Source organism: Granulicella mallensis MP5ACTX8, from assembly GCF_000178955.2.
GTDB lineage: Bacteria > Acidobacteriota > Terriglobia > Terriglobales > Acidobacteriaceae > Granulicella > Granulicella mallensis.
This window is the reverse complement of record NC_016631.1, coordinates 33,877-52,583: the sequence shown is the minus strand read 5'-3', so window position 1 is coordinate 52,583 and position 18,707 is coordinate 33,877. Positions and strand designations below refer to the sequence as shown.

Sequence of the window (18,707 nt, the reverse complement as noted above, 5' to 3'; positions counted from 1 at the left end):
TCGCCAGCCCAGCACCCATGCGATAAGCTTGATTCGACGCGGAATGCGTGTTTGGAGCAAGAGAAAGCGCATGGCGCGTAAGGCAATCATCATCGGAGCAGGGCCGGCAGGACTTACAGCGGCACTGGAACTTCTGCGCAAGACCGACGTGAAGCCAGTCATTCTGGAAGCCAGCGGCGAGATCGGCGGCATCTCGCGCACCATTCGCTACAAGGGCAACCGCATGGATATCGGCGGGCACCGCTTCTTCTCCAAGAGCGACCGCGTGATGCAGTGGTGGATGGACCTGATGCCTCCCGATCTGGCCGACGCCGCGCCTACCGGCGTCGATATCAGCTACCAGGGCAAACAACGTACCGTCGCCGTTCCCGCACATCTTCCGGAAGAACCGCCTCTGCGCGGCATGGGACCGCTGCACTCTGAGATGGAAGAAAGCGATGACGAAGAAGAAGAGAGCGCTACCGAAGAAGAGGTAGCAGCCACCGTCGTCGCCCCGCCGCCCGAGTCCGACGACCTAGTCATGCTGGTACGTCCGCGCAAGAGCCGCATCTACTACCTGCGCAAGTTTTTCGACTATCCCATCAAGCTCACCGGCAACACGATCGCCAATCTCGGCCCGGTACGCATGGTGAAGATCGGCTATAGCTACGTGATGAGCCGCGTTAGCCCGATCAAGGAAGAGAAGAGCCTCGAAGACTTTCTCATCAACCGCTTCGGCAAGGAGCTCTACCTCACGTTCTTCAAGAGCTACACCGAGAAGGTATGGGGAACGCCGTGCAACATGATCTCCGCCGAGTGGGGAGCGCAGCGCATCAAGGGGCTCTCGCTGACGACGGCGCTGAAGCACTTCGTCAAGAAGGCCTTCAGCGCGCAGCCGAAGAGCGCGGAGAGCGATGTCGCACAAAAAGGCACAGACACCTCGCTGATCGAGCGGTTCCTGTATCCGAAGTTTGGCCCGGGCCAGTTGTGGGAGCACGTCGCCGAGAAGGTCATCGCCATGGGCGGCGAGATCCACATGCAGTGGAAGGTCGACGCGATTCTCGTCGAAGGTTCACGTGTCGTCGCCATCGAGGCGGTAAACGATGCCGGCGAACGGCAGCGGTTCGAAGGCGATTACTTTATCTCCACCATGCCCATGCGCGAGCTGGTGCAGGCGTTGCGCGTGGATGTTCCCGCCAACGTGCGCGAGGTCAGCGACGGCCTACAGTATCGCGACTTCATCACGGTGGGTGTGCTCGCGAACAAGCTTGATGTGCGCGAGCCCGATGGCGGGCTGATCAAGGACACCTGGATCTACATCCAGGAGCCCGACGTTCTGCTGGGGCGGCTGCAGATCTTCAACAACTGGTCACCCTACATGGTCTCCGACCCGACGAAGGTATGGATCGGGCTGGAGTACTTCTGTTACGACACCGATCCGCTGTGGTCGATGCCCGACGAAGAACTAAAGAGCTTTGCCGCAAAGGAGCTGGAGAAGATCGGAATCCTGCGGACCAGCGAGGTGACAGACTCGCACGTGGTGCGCGTGCCGAAGACCTACCCGGCGTACTTCGGAACCTACGACCGCTTCAACGAGCTGCGCGAGTTTACCGACAGCTTCGAGAACCTGTTTCTGGTGGGCCGCAATGGAATGCACAAGTACAACAACCAGGACCACTCGATGCTGACGGCGATGGCCGTGGTGGACGGCATCGCGGCAGGACACGTGGACAAGGCTGCGGTGTGGGGCATCAATACCGAGCAGGAATATCACGAAGAGAAGAAGTAACAGCAGACTTCGCGCCCGTTACCGAAGGCAGAACGCGTAGCCATGCTTTCTTCTACGTTGTTCCAAAGAAAACCGCCGGTGAAACATGAAAACGCTGGCTGAGCCGCATAATGTGATCGCGATTCAGAAGGCGCTTACCTGAAAGAACGAGCGATACTGTGCTTTCGCTGCCAAGATCTTCAGCGATGTCTCGCTGTGAAAGCCCGTTCTGATCGAGAAGAAATCGCAGCACATCGATAGGGCCAGCGTCGGGTACAGGGTAGCGCTCCATCTCGTAGCGTTCTATAAGAAGCGTCAGAAGCTCGATTGCCTCTTCTTCTTCAGGGGAGGGAGCAGCCTTTGCCGTGAGATCGAAGAGCGCCTCCGTGTATTCCGCGAGTTCCTCATCCGAGTGAATAAGGTGTGGTGCCCCTTGTCGAATCATTTCAGCCGGATTCGCCAGTACTGTACTCATCGTGGAACCCCTCTATCCCAGTTCGCTCGATTGTCATATTGCTTGTGCGTCAAGAAAGATCGGATGTAAATATGCCCTTCTGTGGATCTGCCATCTTTCTCTCGCGAGTAGTGAATGATCGTGATCAGACGATAACGATTCTGGCGAATGTTAAAGATCACATAGCCACCAACATCGTCTGCATCCTTAAAGACCTGCCGGACTTCAAGGAAATTCCGCCACCGCGCCGCCTTGGCAATCTTGCGCCAAGCTGCAACCTCTTTGGCAGCTTCTGAATATTGCTCTGACGCTCCATTCAGGTGCTTTTCGGTAACAATGTGCATGGAGCTGCTTTCAAAAGACCTGTCACTCCCTTGAAAATACTTTTCAAAATGAAAAGTGTCAATATTCTCAGAGACTGGGCAAGTCTGCCAGTAACTCGGCAATATTTCGGTGACGTTCAGGGTGCTGCATCTCTGGTGCAATCTCGGCCAACGGCGCAAGAACAAAGCGCCGCTCGTGCATCGCCGGATGCGGCAGCGTTAGCTCGGGCGTCTGCAGAACGACATCGCCAGACAACAGCAGATCCAGATCGATGACTCGCGGGCCTTTGGGCGGCGCATTCTCGCGGTTGCGACCCATGGCGTGTTCGATCGCTAGCAACCCATGCAATAGATCGATCGGCGAGAGCTCGGTTTCGAGCAGCGCTGCGGCGTTCAGAAAACGCGGCTGATCTTCGTAACCCACGGGATCGGTGTCATGGAAGCTGGAGACCGCCGTAACTCGGCCGAGGGCTTCGAGACGGCGCAGGGCTTCCTGCAGGTTAGCGGCGCGGTCACCGAAAGGAGACGGCAGATTTGAGCCCAGCGCGATAGCGGCGGTCATGCGGTTGTTCCTGTCCGTTCTGGTACCTCTTCGACGCTACGTGTCTTTTGGATCACTGGCAAACCTGCCTTCGTTTGTCCCAAGTGGCAAGATATCTACTGAGAGCTATCTCTTCGATCGGTGGAGCCCATGAGTCAAGTGCCAGATTGGTTTGAACGCAAGTTTGAGTTTTCATTTCCCGTCGAGCTGCATCCGAATCTGCGCGCCCGCCTGCGTGGCACCCCGGCCAGACTGGAAGAGGCTCTTCGTGGCCACTCTCACAAAAGCCTGACCGAAAAGGCGCAGAAAAAGTGGTCGGCCCAGGAACACGCCGGTCACCTCGTCGATCTCGAACCCCTGTGGCTGGCGCGCGTGGAGGATTACGTCGCAGCCAGCGAGCAGCTTACCGTGACCGACCTGCAGAACCGAAAGACCGACCAGGCGAATCACAACGCGCGCCCACTGGAAGAGATTTTGACGGAGTTCCGCACGGCCAGAAAACGGCTGCTGAAGCGGGTGGAAGAGCTGGATGCCTCGCTGTTGACCCAAGCCATTCCCCACCCGCGCTTGAAGACACCGATGCGGCTCGTAGATCATTTGTACTTTGTCGCCGAGCACGACGATCATCATCTCGCTCGAATCTGGGAACTGATTGGCGCTGATGAGCCGCCGTCCGCGAAATAGCCCCGCGGAAGACTCAGGCGTGCGAAGGCTGCAGCGTAGCGCCCACAGGCATAACAGCCGGTTTGGCCGCAGCCACCGGCTCTTCATAGCGATGCGCCAGCTCCCAGGCCGAACGGTCACGCAGCAGGCGCTGCACCAGCGCGGTGTGCATGGCATGGCCGGCACGTTCGGCGACAACGCGTCCCCAGATGCGGCGGCCGGCAAGAGCGAGATCGCCGATCAGATCGAGGACCTTATGCCGTACGAACTCATCGCCAAAGCGCAGCGGGCCGTTCTGTACCTCGCCGCCACCGATGATAATGGCGCACTCGTCGGAGGCACCGCGGATCAGACCCATATCGCGCAGCATGGGCTCATCCTCGCGAAAGCCAAAGGTGCGCGCGGGCGCGATCAGGTTGCAATAGTCCCCGGCTTCGAGATCCCCCACAAAGGTCTCGTGCCCGATGGGCTCGGGGAAGTCGATGGTGTAGTGGATCGAGTAGCCCTCACCGGGATAGACGCCGATGAACTTGCTTCCCTCCCGAACCTCGATCTCTTTCAGGATGCGGAGATATTCACGCTTGCGGCGCTGACGCTTGAGGCCCGCACCGAGCATCGCGGCCACGTAAGGCCGGGCCGAGCCATCCAGAATCGGGACTTCGAGGTTGTCGACCTCAACGATGACGTTATCGACACCAAGACCTATCAACGCGGAGAGCAGGTGCTCGGTCGTCGAGATCAACACGCCCTGGCGCATCAGTGAGGTCGCATAGCTAACCTTCGCGACGTTGCGGCCGGTGGCGGGAATCTCGAAGTTATCCAGGTCGGTGCGGCGGAAGACGATGCCCGAACCGGCAGGCGCGGGAACGAGCCGCATCGTGACCTCCGCGCCGGAATGCAGGCCAATACCGCTGAAATCCAGTGGACTATGGATGGTCTGTTCGAATTGGGCGTCGTTAGGCAGGTGCGGTTCCCTGATTCTTGTAACAGAACCACAGGCTACATCCGGGAACAGGGCGCTGTGGTGTGTCTAATTAGACACAGTTGAGGAGTTTGGTACAAGGCCGGTTGCTGGCTTGCACATGCACCCTTTCCATGAGAAGGCCCGTGCCGGTAAAGCCCTTTCATCCCCTCTGTATTGGCTCGTGGCGGGCTATAGCGGGCAGTTACACTATGCGCGGAGCATAGCCACGATGCATTTTGGGACCGTAGGTCGATCAGCCGCCGGATGCATTGCCACAATCGCGTCGCTCGGACTCGCCTTCCAGTTCGTTAGCACCTTCCAGATCAATCACTCCTTTTCGCTCACGCTCTGGATTGTCTTCGCATACTTCACCATTCTCACGAATCTGCTCGTCGCCGTCGTCTTTGCCGGACTCGCAAGCCGAACTCAAATGCGGGCGTCCTGGATCGTCGCCGGCACCATGCTCTCCATCCTGCTCGTTGGCATCATCTACGCCCTGCTCCTTCACGGTAAAACGGAACTCGCCGGCGGCTCCGCAGTCGCTAACGTGCTCTTACACATGGCCACTCCAGTTCTGGTTCCCCTTTTCTGGATTGTTTTCACGCCCAAAGGCCAGCTTACGTGGTCACATCCACTCGTCTGGGCAATCTACCCGCTCGCGTACCTTGCTTACTCCCTGATCCGTGGGGCTCAAACTAACAAGTATCCCTATCCATTCCTCGATCCCGGTCTCGTCGGTTGGCAACAAACCATGCTCAGCAGTCTTGCGATCGCTGTTACCTTCCTCGTCTGCAGCTATGGGCTCGTGGCCTTGGACCATCGTCTTGGTCCGAGATCTCTATCCAATCCAAAACCATCCTGAACGCGATAGCGTAGAAGTTATGACGATGTCAGACATAGTGAAGGTGGTAGCGGCGGATGAGCAGCGGTTGCTGCGTCGGCTGCAGGAACTGGTTGAAGTCGAGTCTCCCAGCGAGGATAAGGCCGCGGTGGATCGCGCCGGAGCGCTGGTCTCAGCCTGGGTGGCGGAGATGGGCGGCGAGATCCAGCGGCATCCACAGGAGGGATTTGGCGATGTGCTGGAGCTGCGCTTCGGGCCGACTCCTAAGAGTCAGCGCGGACGCGTCCTGCTGCTCGGACATCTGGACACCGTCTGGCCCATGGGGACGCTGGCAAAGATGCCCTGGAAGGAAGACGCCGGCAAGATCTTCGGGCCGGGTGTGGTGGACATGAAAGCCGGGGTCGTCATGGCTCTTGAGGCGCTGATGGCGGTAAAGGCACTCGGAGCGGAGCGACCCGTGACGCTGCTGCTGAACAGCGACGAAGAGATCGGCAGCCCGATCTCGCGGGCCATTACTGAAAAGATCGCTCAGGAGTGCTCTGCGGTGTTCGTGCTGGAGCCCGCGCAGGGACTCGCCTACAAGACGGCGCGCAAAGGGGTCGGAAACTACGAGCTGAAGGTTCAGGGAGTGGCGGCGCACAGCGGCGTGGACTTCGAACGTGGACACTCTGCGGTACTGGAGATGGCGCGGCTGGTACAGACGGTCGCCGGATTTACCGACCTGAGCCAGGGTCTGACGGTAAACCCGGGAGTCATCACCGGAGGCACGCGATCGAATGTAATTGCCGCAGAGTGTACCGCCGAGGTGGACGTGCGCATCGCGAAGGCGGACGACGCAGCGCGCGTGGAGAAGCTCTTCCGCGGATTAGCAGTCACGGACGAGGCCTGCCGCCTGACAGTAACGGGCGGAATCAACCGGCCTCCCATGGAGCGCAAGGCGGGAACCGAAGCGCTGTTTCATCTCGCCAGGAAGCTGGCCGATGAGATGGGCTTTGTGCTGGACGAAGCCTCGACCGGAGGCGGTTCCGATGGCAACTTTACCGCGGCGCTCGGTGTGCCGACACTCGACGGCATGGGCGCGGTCGGAGCCGGAGCCCATGCGGCACACGAGCATGTAGTGAAGGCACACCTCGTGGAACGGACCGCGCTGCTGGCCGGGATGATCGCCCAGGCAGAGTAGGTTTTATCGCTGGTCTCGAAATGCGTGGAAGCTGGTACAGGCATAGTCAGTGTCTGATGAATCGACGACTACGCCTTTGCTTTTGTCTTTGCTTCTGAGATAGGCCCGGGCTAAAGCCCGGGCCTATCTCAGAAGCAAAGACAAAAGCCGCTATCTCCAATTCGTCAGACACTACCTAATTCCTAATTACCGCCTTTGGCCACTGTATACAGATCGAATTGCAGGATAGACCGGTTTTGCAGGACTGGCGATGGTCACTGCTCAGTTACCCGGAAAACACGACTAACTATCATGGGTAACCAGCCAGACAGTTTCTAACTGAAACACCATTCTCATTGAGCATAAAATGCTGCGCCTGATTTTATCCAGGTATTCACATATCTTTCCCTGCAGCGCTCTAATAATAGCTTCGGATCACAGGAAAGAGGGACTCGCAGAGATGATTCAGCCCCAACTCAATAAAACCTGTTGTTATCAGCTATCCACTAGCTATCCATGCCGGGCTTAATGCCGGGCTATCGATACCCTTCCTAAAATACAAAATATTAGCGGCACGCACAGTTTGTTTCGATCTACTCGATACCTACTCCGGGAGAAGATTATGTCAAGTGTGTCAAAGCAATTCCTGCGCCTTCTAGCGCTCGCAGCCTCCGTCGTGGCTACTACACAAACCCATGCACAGACAGTAAGTCTAAGCACCATTCAGCAATACGCGCCTACGATTTATCTCAACGCTTACGATAATAACCATCCCACGTCGGTTGAGAATTTCTTCAGCCAGTCCAATCTGGTGGACTCCAATGGGAATGTCATCACGACTGCAGTTACTCCGGCAAGCCTTGCGGCAAATACTACTTCTACGAACTACCTTGTACCTTCCAACGGCGTTTATCCCACGCCCACCAACGACTTCGAGTCCGGAGATGCAGCCGTTGCCTCGAGTAATGCGAATATGGGACAGGTAAACTCCCCTGTCTACGTCAAGGTCCTTGATTTCGGCACTTATATCGACATCAAATATTTCCTGTTCTATACGTGGAATGGGTTTCAGCCGTTTCAGGTAGGTGTCATCACCAACTTCAAGACCGAACCGTACAACCTGGATTGGGCAGGATTCGCGCTGCACTATGGCGACTGGGAGCACGTTACGGTAAGAATTACAGAAGATCAATCCAGCCTTATCGGTGTCTTCTACAGCCAGCACAGTGGAAACCAGTGGGTGACAGATCCGCCACTTGATGGCACTCATCCTATTGTTTATTCGGGATGGGATAGTCATGCGAACTACCCCACTGCCGGCATTCAGGTTAATGACATCATTCTGAACTCGCCTGGGCTGCCTCCGGTAAGTTGGGTAAAGGTAGTAGACAATACGGCCAATACTGGAACCTTCACCGTGTACCACAAGCCAACAAACTTTTATTCCAACGGAGTTATCTGGACGCCGTGGCAGAATACCAGCCAGCTTGTTCTACTCGACAACAACGCAACAGCAGCTCAGTGGCTATCTTTCAATGGCCATTGGGGACCGGCGCTGACGAGCACTATCTACGATCCACCCAGCCTTCCGAGCGGAGCAACGACGGAGCTGGATGTTCTCGCGAAGGGTGCCAACTTTATCGGAGCGCTAAGTAGCTACACAAATGAGAACGGGCCGCTCGGACCGGAAACTCAGGACTGGTATATTTCGACTGAGCCTCAGGAGTAAGTGAAAAGGATGACGAAACGCTCTGTTAGGTAGTGCCTGACGAATCAGAGATAGTATTTTTGTCTTTGCTTCTGAGATAGGTCCGGGCTTTATCCCGGACATTCAAGGCAGCTGATCAATGGGGCTTCAGCCCCTGGGATAAGCTCTTCTCTCCACAGGCAGAAATGCCAAAAGATAGGAAGACTTGTCCCAGGGGCTGAAGCCCATTCGTATTTGTCCTGTCATGCCCGGACTAAACAGGCTGCAGAAAAGTCCCAATTTAATCTTTAGGGCCAAGGGCCCGTTTCATCCCAGCCTGGGGCAAAGCGAACCAGGGTCAACACGCGACAGCGTGGTGGCCTGGGGAGCGACGCCCCAGGTTAGCGCAGGAGTAAAAGTTGAGGGCTGTAAGCCCGACTCATCTTTTGTGCAGGCACTATGAATCGGGCTTACAGCCCTCTGCTTTCCCTTTGGCTCCTTACCTGGGGCTACGCTTGCAGTGAGCTAAAAACCGCTCGCTGCGCCGCTCCACCCCAGGCTGGGATGAAACGGGCCCTTGGCCCTAAAGATCAAGACTCGCTTCTATCCCAGTCTGGGCTCGAGATACATGACCTTCAATCTCTACCCCGGACCTGCCCCCACAAAAACGCTGCACACACGCGCCAAATTACAATCACAGAGCGATGACGAAACGCTCTCCTATCCTTTTGATCCACGGCGGCGCATGGGCTATGCCCGACGATGCCATTGCCGCCCATGAAAACGGCATTCGCGACGCCCTGCGTGCCGGATGGGATGCACTCTCGCGTGGTGGCAGCTCCGTCGATGCCGTCGAAGCCGCCGTTACCATCATGGAAGACGACGACACCTTCGACGCCGGGCGCGGCTCGTTCCTGACCCGCGATGGTCGCGTGCAGCTCGACGCCCTGCTGATGAACGGCGCCAACCTGCGCACCGGCGGCGTAGCCTGCGTAGAGCGCCTGCGGAACCCGATCCAAGCAGCGCGGCTGGTGCTGGACCAATCGCCGCACGTGTACTTCGTCGGCACCGGAGCGGAACGGTTTGCGACGCAGCATGGCATACGGCTCGTGGACAACACCGAGTTGATCGTCCCTCGCGAGCGCGAGCGGCTGATGGCCTTTCAGCGTGCCGAAGCCGCGGGCGGACGGGACACAACATTCAGTGGCGAGGCTGCAGTCGATACCGATGCAATGACCGCAGCCATACGCGCACTGCCGGAAGAGTTCCAGGTAACCGACCCAACGCTCCACTCGCACGACACCGTCGGCGCGGTAGCGATCGACGCGGACGGCAACCTCGCGGCGGGCACCTCCACCGGGGGAACGCTCTCGAAGGCCCCGGGCCGCGTCGGCGACAGTTCCCTGATCGGCTGCGGCTGCTATGCCGACAACGAGAGCGCCGCCGTCTCCCTGACCGGCTGGGGCGAGCCGATCATGAAGCTGGTGCTGGGCAAGTGGGCGGTGGACCGCGTCGCCGCGGGATCGACCCCGCAACAGGCCGCGACCGACGCCATCTCCTATCTCTATAAGAGGCTCGGCGGACACGGCGGCATCATATTGATGGGACCGGATGGCTCGGTAGGCCTCGCACACAACACGCCGCGCATGGCCTGGGGGCTGGCGACGAGCGAAGGACATCAGTTGGGGGTTACAAGGAACGGGTGATCGCAGAACTCTTCAACGAACCAGCCGATCCGGCGACCCCTCAGCGGCGGCCTCTTACGCCCGAGGAGGCAGACCGTCTGCCCCACATCCACCGTCTGCTGCTGGGCCACTACGGACAGCCCGCGCCGCGCGAGCCGTGGGATCCGCTGACGCAGTTCATCTACTCTCTTCTGGCCGGACGCACCAAGACTCCTTCGGCTCACCAGGTAATGCGTGATCTCGAGCGCTACTTTCAGGCTGGCCCCGGAAACTGGGAGTCAGTCCGCGACGCCACGGTCGCCGAGATTGAGCGCGCGATTGCAGTCGTCACCTTTCCCGAAGTGAAGGCCCCGCGCCTGAAGGCCGCGCTGATGGGCATCACCGAGCGCTACGGCTCCCTGACCCTGGACTTTCTCGCCCGCTATCGCACCGACAAGATTCGTTCGTGGCTGGAGCAGTTCGAAGGCGTGGGACCGCAGGTATCGGCGGCGGTGGTGAACTTCAGCACGCTGCGGCGACGGGCGATCTCCATTGATGCCAACCACTTAAGGGTAGTCCAAAGGCTGTGTGTCGTTCCCCGCGCGGACGCGGCGATCACCGAAGAGCGCCTGATGCGCCTGGTACCCGAGACCTGGGATGCAGAGATGCTCGATGAGCACCACTCGCTGGTAAAGCTGCATGGGCAGACGCTCTGTACGTTCTCCGAACCCCGATGCGAGGCCTGTCCTCTGCTGGATATCTGTCCTACGGGAAAGCGAAACACAGGCGAATTGAAGCTGACAGCACCCACCCCGGGAGACTGATAACCGCCCGGAATTCGCTCCTGAGCCCGGCGGGTCTGCTAAAAGAATAAAAAGGTACCCCTGAGCCAGCGCTAAAAGGTACATAATTCGGCACATATTTCGACAAATTGAACGTCTGTTATTGCTCTGATTACGGTGCATTCGCATTTCGCTGGCAAGCTTTGGTACAGCACTAAAAATGTCATAGCCGCCAGGAGCTACCATGCAGGCTCAGTCAAAAGTCTCGACCAACTGGAAACAGCCGCTAGCTACAGCAGCCTTCACAACAGGCGTCTCGTTGCACAGCCATACCAGCTGCTCCGAGGAGACATTGGGCTTTATCCACAAGATGGGCGTAGCGTTGCCAGGCATGGGCAGCGTTCTCTCGTTCTACGAAAAGAGAGCTTCCGAAAGATATAGCGTCAAGCTGGATTTTGACCGTGCCAACTGGCGTCCGCCCTTGCAGCCCCGCATGGCCTATGACCTGGAAGCCAAGCAGATTCAGCGCCTTGGCCTGTATCCGCTGGTATCGATCACCGACCATGACACGCTCGAAGGCACGCTGTTGCTGCGCGCCGTACCCTCGTCGCGACACATTCCGATGTCGGTTGAGTGGTCCGCTCCCTACGGCCAGACGGTCTTCCATCTCGGCATCCACAACCTGCCCAGCGGCACCGGCACGGAGTGGATGAGCCGCCTCGAAGCTTACACGGCAGCGCCGAACGACGCCAAGCTGATCGAGATGCTTCGCGAGCTGCACGAGCAACCGCATGTCCTGATCGTCTGCAACCATCCGCTGTGGGATCTGCACAAGGTTGGCCCGGTACATGTCACGGAACTCCAGCGGTTTCTCTCCGAGGCGCGCGGCTGCATCCATGCGCTGGAGCTGAACGGTCTGCGCCACGCTCAAGAGAACCGCGAAGTCGGCCGCATGTGCCGCGAGCTGGGCTACCTGCTGATCTCAGGCGGCGACCGCCACGGGCTGGAGCCGAACGCCAACATCAACCTGACGACGGCGACCAACTTCAACGACTTCGTCGAGGAGATCCGCGTCGAGCGCCGCAGCCACGTTCACTTCATGGATCAGTACCAGGAGCGCTGGGAGCAGCGTATCCTGCAGTCCACGTTGAACGCAGTTACCGACTTCCCGCAGTTCCTCCCGGGCTGGCAGAAGTGGGACGACCGGGTCTTCCATCCGGATGCCAACGGCGAGATGCGGCAACTGAGCCAACTCTGGGTCGGCGGCGCGCCTCCGGCAGCGATCACGAATGCGATCAAGCTGGTGCGGTTGTTCGGCAAGCGCGGCGTATCGGCTCCGCTAAGCCTCGCGTTCCCCGGCGTGAACGATCTACGGCAGGGACTGGAACTGGTTTAGCTTCAGGAAGAGAAATAGAGCGGCTGGTGAGGGGTTGTTGACCCTTGCTGGCCGCTTTTACTTTGCGTTCTGCAATTGTTTGCCACGCCCCGCGTTCTTGCTTTTGTCGTTATTTTTGCTCTTGCTTTTCTGGTTGTCATTCCGAGCGCAGCGAGTGAACCTGCTTCCCGCCCGGAGCAGCAACAATGCCAGCTTCACCAGCTCGCCGCAAGATCTTCCCACGTCGGATTGACCTTCTCAATCAACACAATCTTCTTCTCGCGCGTCCAGTCCTTCAGCTCCTTTTCACGAGCAATCGCGCTGCGGACGTACTGAAACCGTTCGAAGTATACGAGGCGGTGAATGTTGTATTGGGCAGTGTAGGTTCCAGGTCTCATCTCGCGGTGTTGGCTGATACGGAGACGAAGATTGTTCGTCATGCCGGTGTAGAGATCGCGCGACCTGCTACTCAAAATGTAGACGTAGAACTGATACTCACGATTTTGCATCGCGAACAGTTTAGCCTCAGCGGGCGGGAAGCAGGTTCACTCGCTACGCTCGGAATGACAACCAGAAAAGCAAGAGCAACGACAACGGCAAAAGCAAGTGCAACGGCAAAAGCGACAACAGCTAAGGAAGAGGCCAAAAGGCCACCCTACCCTTCCGGCTGTTCCCGGATATCGATATGTGTATGCGTATAAGGCCGTTTGAAGAAGGTCGTCCAGAGGTAGTTGATCGAGTAGCGCGCGGCCATCGTCAGCATGCCTTCCTTCTTCAGGCGGCGTGCCGAGGAGAACATCTTCAGCGCAAAGGTAAAGCGGACTTCGCCCACATCGTTCAGGCGGCGCGCGATGTCGGTGTCTTCGCCATAGAAGCTGATCGCGAGGTTGAATCCGCCGATCGCCTCCAGCGCCCAGCGAGCGGTGACGAAGTTGCCGCCCTGCACCATCGAACCCACGCGCAGGATGTAGCGGTTCATCGCATAGGTCATCCACGCCGTCATGTAGAAGACATGTACGAGAACGCGCTGCCGGGGTGTGAGGTCGTAGTAGAGGATCGGGCCGGAGAAGGCGGCCAGAGGACGCTTGCCGGCAGGAACCTCGGCATCGAACGCGGCGAGGATGTTGGAGACCCAGCCGGGTGTGAGCCGCGAGTCAGCATCGACGTTGGCGATCAGCGAACCGGAGCTGGCGGCAAAGCCCGCCTGGCGGGCGAAGGTAAGGCCCTTGCGGGGTTCGTCGACGACCGTAACGCCGGGATAGCGGAGCGCGACTTCGCGCGTGGCGTCGGTGCTGGCGTTGTTGACGACGATGATCTCGGTATGGCCTTCGAGGCCCTGGATCTGACCGAGAATGGATTCCAGACACGCTGGCAGGTAGGCTTCTTCGTTGTACGCCGGTATGACGAAGCTAAGTCGCATAAAGGTTAGCGTATCGAATGAATGTTGCAGTCCGCTGAATTTTGCGGGGGATGTTCCAAAAAGACTACCTCTGGATATCCATGTGGAAAAGTTCATCTTTCGCCGTATTCTGAGGAGACCGTCCCTAACAGCCGTACCACCGCAGCCAGCGGCAATCCAACGACGTTGAAGTAGTCGCCCTCGATCCGCGGAATCCACCGTGCGGCATAGCCCTGGATGCCATAGGCTCCCGCCTTGTCCATGGGATCGCCCGAAGCCAGATAGGCCGTCAGCTCCTCCTCCGCGATCGCGCGGAAGACAACATCGGTTGTCTCTACGTGCGACTGGTGCCCAGAGCCTCCTACCACCGCGAGCCCCGTATGCACCTGGTGCGTGCGGCCAGAAAGCAGCCGCAGCATGCGCTCGGCATCGTCGCGGTCGACGGGCTTGTTCAGCACCTCGCCCTCCAGCACGACGGTCGTGTCCGCGCCGAGCACGACAGCTCCGGGGTTTCGCGCCGCAATCGCCTGGGCCTTCTCCAGCGCCAGGCGACGCACGTAGTCCATGGGCTGCTCGCCCGCGTGGCGTGTCTCGTCGATGTCCGCCGCGCGCACCTCGAACGTAAAGCCGGCCTGCGCCAGCAGCTCGCGCCGCCGCGGCGAGGCCGAGGCAAGAATCAGTGGTCTCATCTTCACGCCTACTGAGTCCGTTCCGTCGCGCTGCCGCTGAAGGGCTCGACCGAGATCTTCGCCTCCATCGTATGCGCTTCCTTCGGCTTCAGGGTGATGCCGTTCTCGGCGGCGTTCGCGGTCTCGATGCAGGTCATTCCGCGCCAGCCTTCGGCCGGAAAGTCCGACATCTTCGCCGCCAGCTCCGACCACGGGTTCCACACCACCGTCGTCTTCGAACCCTGCTTGGCCACGACGAGGCGGCGGCCAAGGTCCGGATCTTCCACGGTGACCGTCGCGGTTGTATTCAGATACGGACGATCCGTCTGCTCATGCAGCGTCAGTACGTCATCGGTCTGCTTCTTGCGCTTGAAGCCGTCGGTCTTGTCCAGGAACTCGGTCTGGCCCAGGCCGTAGATGCGCAGGTGCTCCGGCTCGCCGACCGCGAGGTAGGAGTGCAGAGCCTCTTCAAAGTGCATCGGCGTCCCGGCATGCTCCTCCGGGTCCAGGTTGACGACGCTGATCCGCAGCGTCAGCGTGCTGCCCAGGATCAGCTCATAAGCCACGCGGAAGTGGTCGTAGCCAAGCCCGCGGCTCTCGTCGGTAGGCCCGAGCGTCAGGGTCAGGTGCAGGTCTTTGCCCGAAACAGCCGCGAACGCTACTTGCCAGAGCTGGGTCCGGGCGAAGCCGTGCATCGGGCCGTCGGTGCGAGCGCCCGTGCGTGCGCCGAACCACGGAAAGATCACCGGCACGCCGCCGCGAATCGCCTTGCCCGGTGCGTAGTTCGAGCGGTCGCTGAGAAACAGCACCGGCTTCTGCCCGGCGGGCTGCCAGTGCACCAGGTGCGAGCCCTGCAGGTAGAGCGTCGCCGTGCAGGCTTCGGTCGTGATCTGCGCACAGAGCAGTCCGCCCTTGCCCTCTGCGAAGACGAGCACATGGGGAATGCCAAATTGGTCGTTGAGTTCGGTCAGTGTCTGCATCGCTTGTGAGTGTAAACGTCCCGATGCATCCTGCGCATGAGAAAAAGCGGTAAGTCATGCGGTTGATCTGTCTTTGTTTTTACCTTTCCCTGTTGTCCCCCCAAAAGCGTCATCCTGAGCGAAGCAGCTCGCGCACTTGGCGAGCTGCGGAGTCGAAGGACCCCGAAACCGTTTATCTTGCCGGTGCTCTTCGCACCTTTCCAACCCTCGAACCCGCACCCCAGCATTCGCGGTTGAAAAGGTGTGGAAAGCAGAGGTAAGACAAATCCCTCGGGGTCCTTCGGCTTCGTGTCTCGCAAAAGCGCGAGACACTTCGCTCAGGATGACGGTTTTGAGGGAATCACAGAAAAAGCCAATCCAGCGCATCTCCGGGGCATCCTCCCCGCCCCCTCTCTCGGCCGCCCAGCCAGCTATAATAGAGATTGCCCATGCCAGACGATCAGAACCCGCAATTGCCTTTAGGACCCGACCAAACTCCTCCCAGCCCCCAGGATGCGAACTCCAATAATCCTCCCCCTGCGGGCGGTGCTGGCGGAGACGGTCCCACCACGCCCACCGGACCCGGTGCGCTGTTCATGAACTCCATCAACATCGAGGAGGAGATGCGCCGGTCGTATCTCGACTACTCGATGTCGGTCATCATCGGGCGCGCCTTGCCTGACGTCCGCGACGGGCTTAAACCAGTTCATCGCCGCATCCTCTATGGAATGCAGGAGATGGGTCTCCAGTTCAACAAGAAGTACACCAAGTCGGCCAAGGTCGTCGGACACGTGATGGGTAACTACCACCCCCACGGCGACTCCGCCATCTACGACACCATGGTCCGCCTGGCCCAGCCCTTCTCGCTGCGCTACCCTCTGATCGACGGCCAGGGCAACTTCGGCTCCGTCGACGGCGATCCACCCGCCGCGATGCGTTACACCGAGTCGCGCATGACCCGCCTGGCGGGTGAAATGCTCGCCGACATCGACTCCGATACCGTCGACTTCACCCCAAACTACGACGAATCGACCTCCGAGCCGACCGTTCTGCCCGCGCGCATCCCGAACCTGATCGTCAACGGGAGCACCGGTATCGCCGTCGGCATGGCGACCAACATCCCGCCGCACAACCTCACCGAGGTCCTCAACGCGACCATCGCCCTCCTGCAGAAGGAGAAGGGCGAAACCCGCAGCGACCTCGAGATCGTGCTCGAGCACGTCAAGGGTCCGGACTTCCCGACCGGCGGCTTCCTCTACGGTCGCGGCAACCTCGTCCAGACCTACAAGACCGGCCGTGGCCGCTTCATGATGCGCGCCAAGTGCGGCATGGAACAGATCACCGGCGGCCGTCAGGCCATCATCTGCACCGAGATCCCGTACCAGGTCAACAAGTCGAACCTGATCAAGCGCATCGCCGAGCTGGTCACTGAGAAGATCGTCGACGACATCTCCGACGTGCGCGATGAGAGCGATCGCGACGGTATGCGTATCGTCATCGAGCTCAAGCGCGGCGCGCAGCAGGAGATCGTGCTCAACCAGCTCTACAAGCACACCTCCATGCAGGAGAGCTTCAGCATGATCTTCCTGGCCGTGCACAACGGCCAGCCGAAGGAGCTGCCGCTCAACGAGGCCATCTGGGCCTTCATCGAGCACCGCATCGACGTCGTCCGCCGCCGCACCGCGTTCCTGTTGAACAAGGCCCGCGAGCGCGAGCACGTGCTGCTCGGCTACCAGATCGCGCTCGACCATCTCGACCAGGTCATCCGCATCATCCGGCAGTCTTCCAGCCGCGCCGATGCCCGCGAGAACCTGTTCAGCTACTTCTCGAACCGCCGCATCAACCTGCGCGGCACCGAACTGCAGGGCGTCACGCTCGATCCGGCAAAGTACGCCATCGACCTGACCGGCGGCTCGGTCTCGGCACAGCTTTCGAACAATACGGCTGGAACACTGATTCTCAGCTACCGCCAGATCGACGCAATCCTGGAACTGCAGCTCTACAGACTCACGCAGCTCTCGATCGACGAACTGCTGAACGAGCTGCGCGCGGTTCGCGACAATATCTCCGAGTACGAATCGATTCTCGCGTCGGAAAAGAAGCTCCGTCGCGTCATCATCAAGGAACTCGAAGATATCCGCGACAAGTACGGCGATGCCCGCCGCACCACCATCCTCGACGAGTCGACCGAGCTCACGCTCGAAGACCTGATCGCCGATGAGCAGGTGGCAGTGACGGTCTCGAACACCGGCTACCTGAAGCGCACGCCTATCTCCACCTACCGCCAGCAGCGCCGTGGCGGAACGGGACGTCTGGGCATGAAGACGCGCGAGGAAGACTTTGTCGCGCAGCTCATCATCGACTCCACGCACGCCTACCTGCTCTGCTTCACGAACTCGGGCCGCGTCTACTGGCTCAAGGTCTACGAGATTCCCGACATCGGCGCCGCCGGCAAGGGTAAGGCGATGGCCTCGCTGGTCGACCTGCAGCCGGGCGAGAAGGTTGTGACGATTCTGCCGGTCAAGGACCTGGCGGAGGAGGGCAAGTACGTGCTCTTCGCCACGCGCAACGGCACGGTGAAGAAGACGGCGCTCAAGGACTTCTCGAACGTCATGGCGCGCGGCATCATCGCCATCGGCATCGACAAGGAAGACGAGCTCATCACCGCCCGCATCACGGACGGCGAGCAGGTCATCTTCCTGGCGACGCACGACGGCATGGCGATCCGCTTCAACGAGCAGGACCTGCGCCCGATGGGCCGTCCGGCCTTCGGCAATCGCGGCATCACGCTCAAGAAGAACGACTACGTGATCGGCGCGGCGGTTACGCCCTCGAACGAGGCCCGCAACAAGCAGCGTCTCGAACTGGCCGCCAAAACCGGGCTCACTGCCCAGGTGGAAGCTGTTCTCGACGAAGCCGGCGAGAGCGCCGCAGCCCAGCCCCTGGAGCTCGCCGAACCCGGCGAACTGGGTGCTCCGGTGATCTCGGAGGCCGCAGCGGCCAAGCTGCAGCAGCTCGACGAGAAGCTCGGCCTGACGCCCTGCCTGATCCTTTCGGTCTCGGACAACGGCTACGGCAAGCGTACAGACGTCGACTCTTACCGCCTGCAATCCCGCGGCGGCAAGGGCGTCATCAACATGAAGTCCACGCCCAAAATCGGCAAGGTCGCCAGCATTCAACTGGTGGACGACACGACGGAGATGATGGTGATCAGCCAGTTCGGCAAGATCATCCGCATCGACACCAAGAGCGTCCGCGCCGCAGGACGAGCCACCATGGGCGTCAAGCTCCTGGACCTCGACACCGACGACAAGGTAGCAGCAGCGATGGTCATCCCACCGGAAGACCCGAAGAGCCCTACAGAGAATGGGGCATTGCTGCAGTAATCGTCTTTGTTTTTCTTTCTGTCATTCCCGCAGGGAATCTGCTTCAAGAAGGGCGCGAGCTAAAGCTCGCGCCCTTTCGTAATAGCAGCAATATT

The 18,707-nt window shown here is 59.5% G+C and carries 17 protein-coding genes; 9 read left to right on the top strand and 8 right to left on the bottom strand.

Features of this window, described 5'->3' with window-relative positions:
- The first annotated feature begins 70 nt into the window (after nucleotides 1-70).
- Nucleotides 71-1,768, top strand: a complete 1,698-nt coding sequence (locus ACIX8_RS00230) for an NAD(P)/FAD-dependent oxidoreductase (RefSeq protein ID WP_014263289.1) — start codon at nucleotides 71-73, stop codon at nucleotides 1,766-1,768.
- 52 nt (nucleotides 1,769-1,820) lie between these two features.
- Here ACIX8_RS00230 and ACIX8_RS00225 read toward each other — a convergent pair whose 3' ends face one another.
- The 3 genes from ACIX8_RS00225 to folK all read right to left on the bottom strand — a co-directional run bounded on the left by ACIX8_RS00225 (nucleotide 1,821) and on the right by folK (nucleotide 3,086).
- Nucleotides 1,821-2,222 (bottom strand): helix-turn-helix domain-containing protein, encoded by a 402-nt coding sequence (locus ACIX8_RS00225; protein WP_014263288.1) that lies wholly within the window; start codon nucleotides 2,220-2,222, stop codon nucleotides 1,821-1,823.
- Nucleotides 2,219-2,545 carry a type II toxin-antitoxin system HigB family toxin gene (locus ACIX8_RS00220; RefSeq protein ID WP_014263287.1) on the bottom strand — a complete coding sequence of 109 codons (327 nt, stop codon included), beginning with the start codon at nucleotides 2,543-2,545 and terminating at the stop codon, nucleotides 2,219-2,221. The genes ACIX8_RS00225 and ACIX8_RS00220 overlap by 4 nt, the downstream gene beginning before the upstream one ends.
- A 67-nt stretch (nucleotides 2,546-2,612) precedes the next feature.
- Nucleotides 2,613-3,086 (bottom strand): 2-amino-4-hydroxy-6-hydroxymethyldihydropteridine diphosphokinase, encoded by a 474-nt coding sequence (folK, locus tag ACIX8_RS00215; protein ID WP_014263286.1) that lies wholly within the window; start codon nucleotides 3,084-3,086, stop codon nucleotides 2,613-2,615.
- A gap of 129 nt (nucleotides 3,087-3,215) precedes the next feature.
- Between folK and ACIX8_RS00210 the strand changes: the two genes are divergently transcribed.
- Nucleotides 3,216-3,749 (top strand): DinB family protein, encoded by a 534-nt coding sequence (locus ACIX8_RS00210; protein ID WP_014263285.1) that lies wholly within the window; start codon nucleotides 3,216-3,218, stop codon nucleotides 3,747-3,749.
- Between the two features lie 13 nt (nucleotides 3,750-3,762).
- Here ACIX8_RS00210 and lpxC read toward each other — a convergent pair whose 3' ends face one another.
- The gene (gene lpxC / locus ACIX8_RS00205; protein WP_014263284.1) at nucleotides 3,763-4,692 is read right to left on the bottom strand and encodes a UDP-3-O-acyl-N-acetylglucosamine deacetylase; all 930 of its coding nucleotides are present in this window, start codon (nucleotides 4,690-4,692) and stop codon (nucleotides 3,763-3,765) included.
- A gap of 229 nt (nucleotides 4,693-4,921) precedes the next feature.
- Between lpxC and ACIX8_RS00200 the strand changes: the two genes are divergently transcribed.
- The 6 genes from ACIX8_RS00200 (at nucleotide 4,922) to ACIX8_RS00175 (ending at nucleotide 12,221) form a co-directional block, all read left to right on the top strand.
- A complete protein-coding gene (locus tag ACIX8_RS00200; RefSeq protein WP_044175895.1) occupies nucleotides 4,922-5,554 on the top strand; it encodes a Pr6Pr family membrane protein in 633 nt (210 codons plus the stop codon).
- Between the two features lie 25 nt (nucleotides 5,555-5,579).
- Nucleotides 5,580-6,713: a M20 family metallopeptidase gene (locus tag ACIX8_RS00195; RefSeq protein WP_014263282.1), complete on the top strand. Its 1,134-nt coding sequence runs from the start codon at nucleotides 5,580-5,582 to the stop codon at nucleotides 6,711-6,713.
- 610 nt (nucleotides 6,714-7,323) lie between these two features.
- Nucleotides 7,324-8,421 carry a Vps62-related protein gene (locus ACIX8_RS00190; protein ID WP_190273729.1) on the top strand — a complete coding sequence of 366 codons (1,098 nt, stop codon included), beginning with the start codon at nucleotides 7,324-7,326 and terminating at the stop codon, nucleotides 8,419-8,421.
- A gap of 662 nt (nucleotides 8,422-9,083) precedes the next feature.
- A complete protein-coding gene (locus ACIX8_RS00185) occupies nucleotides 9,084-10,085 on the top strand; it encodes an isoaspartyl peptidase/L-asparaginase (protein WP_014263280.1) in 1,002 nt (333 codons plus the stop codon).
- Nucleotides 10,082-10,867 carry an endonuclease III domain-containing protein gene (locus ACIX8_RS00180; RefSeq protein WP_014263279.1) on the top strand — a complete coding sequence of 262 codons (786 nt, stop codon included), beginning with the start codon at nucleotides 10,082-10,084 and terminating at the stop codon, nucleotides 10,865-10,867. Before ACIX8_RS00185 ends, ACIX8_RS00180 begins: the two co-directional genes overlap by 4 nt.
- Before the next feature lie 202 nt (nucleotides 10,868-11,069).
- Nucleotides 11,070-12,221: a PHP domain-containing protein gene (locus ACIX8_RS00175; RefSeq protein ID WP_014263278.1), complete on the top strand. Its 1,152-nt coding sequence runs from the start codon at nucleotides 11,070-11,072 to the stop codon at nucleotides 12,219-12,221.
- Between the two features lie 194 nt (nucleotides 12,222-12,415).
- Here ACIX8_RS00175 and ACIX8_RS00170 read toward each other — a convergent pair whose 3' ends face one another.
- The 4 genes from ACIX8_RS00170 to ACIX8_RS00155 all read right to left on the bottom strand — a co-directional run bounded on the left by ACIX8_RS00170 (nucleotide 12,416) and on the right by ACIX8_RS00155 (nucleotide 15,247).
- Nucleotides 12,416-12,709 (bottom strand): GIY-YIG nuclease family protein, encoded by a 294-nt coding sequence (locus ACIX8_RS00170; protein WP_014263277.1) that lies wholly within the window; start codon nucleotides 12,707-12,709, stop codon nucleotides 12,416-12,418.
- A 146-nt stretch (nucleotides 12,710-12,855) separates the two neighbouring features.
- On the bottom strand, nucleotides 12,856-13,620 hold the full coding sequence (locus tag ACIX8_RS00165; RefSeq protein ID WP_044175893.1) for a glycosyltransferase family 2 protein: 765 nt from the start codon (nucleotides 13,618-13,620) through the stop codon (nucleotides 12,856-12,858).
- Nucleotides 13,621-13,712: 92 nt separating this feature from the next.
- Entirely contained in the window at nucleotides 13,713-14,288 is a 576-nt protein-coding gene (locus ACIX8_RS00160) for a Maf family protein (RefSeq protein WP_014263275.1), read from the bottom strand.
- Nucleotides 14,289-14,296: 8 nt separating this feature from the next.
- Nucleotides 14,297-15,247, bottom strand: coding sequence for a D-hexose-6-phosphate mutarotase (locus ACIX8_RS00155; protein ID WP_014263274.1), 951 nt, complete (start codon nucleotides 15,245-15,247; stop codon nucleotides 14,297-14,299).
- Between the two features lie 428 nt (nucleotides 15,248-15,675).
- Here ACIX8_RS00155 and gyrA point away from each other — a divergent pair, with 428 nt between their 5' ends.
- Nucleotides 15,676-18,612 (top strand): DNA gyrase subunit A, encoded by a 2,937-nt coding sequence (gene gyrA / locus ACIX8_RS00150; RefSeq protein ID WP_014263273.1) that lies wholly within the window; start codon nucleotides 15,676-15,678, stop codon nucleotides 18,610-18,612.
- Nucleotides 18,613-18,707 lie beyond the last annotated feature (95 nt).

Coding starts and splice junctions, on each gene's coding strand:
- ACIX8_RS00230 (WP_014263289.1), top strand. CDS start 71: ATGGCGCGTAAGGCAATCATCATCGGAGCAGGGCCGGCAGGACTTACA.
- ACIX8_RS00225 (WP_014263288.1), bottom strand. CDS start 2,222: ATGAGTACAGTACTGGCGAATCCGGCTGAAATGATTCGACAAGGGGCA.
- ACIX8_RS00220 (WP_014263287.1), bottom strand. CDS start 2,545: ATGCACATTGTTACCGAAAAGCACCTGAATGGAGCGTCAGAGCAATAT.
- folK (WP_014263286.1), bottom strand. CDS start 3,086: ATGACCGCCGCTATCGCGCTGGGCTCAAATCTGCCGTCTCCTTTCGGT.
- ACIX8_RS00210 (WP_014263285.1), top strand. CDS start 3,216: ATGAGTCAAGTGCCAGATTGGTTTGAACGCAAGTTTGAGTTTTCATTT.
- ACIX8_RS00200 (WP_044175895.1), top strand. CDS start 4,922: ATGCATTTTGGGACCGTAGGTCGATCAGCCGCCGGATGCATTGCCACA.
- ACIX8_RS00195 (WP_014263282.1), top strand. CDS start 5,580: ATGTCAGACATAGTGAAGGTGGTAGCGGCGGATGAGCAGCGGTTGCTG.
- ACIX8_RS00185 (WP_014263280.1), top strand. CDS start 9,084: ATGACGAAACGCTCTCCTATCCTTTTGATCCACGGCGGCGCATGGGCT.
- ACIX8_RS00175 (WP_014263278.1), top strand. CDS start 11,070: ATGCAGGCTCAGTCAAAAGTCTCGACCAACTGGAAACAGCCGCTAGCT.
- ACIX8_RS00170 (WP_014263277.1), bottom strand. CDS start 12,709: ATGCAAAATCGTGAGTATCAGTTCTACGTCTACATTTTGAGTAGCAGG.
- ACIX8_RS00165 (WP_044175893.1), bottom strand. CDS start 13,620: ATGCGACTTAGCTTCGTCATACCGGCGTACAACGAAGAAGCCTACCTG.
- ACIX8_RS00160 (WP_014263275.1), bottom strand. CDS start 14,288: ATGAGACCACTGATTCTTGCCTCGGCCTCGCCGCGGCGGCGCGAGCTG.
- ACIX8_RS00155 (WP_014263274.1), bottom strand. CDS start 15,247: ATGCAGACACTGACCGAACTCAACGACCAATTTGGCATTCCCCATGTG.
- gyrA (WP_014263273.1), top strand. CDS start 15,676: ATGCCAGACGATCAGAACCCGCAATTGCCTTTAGGACCCGACCAAACT.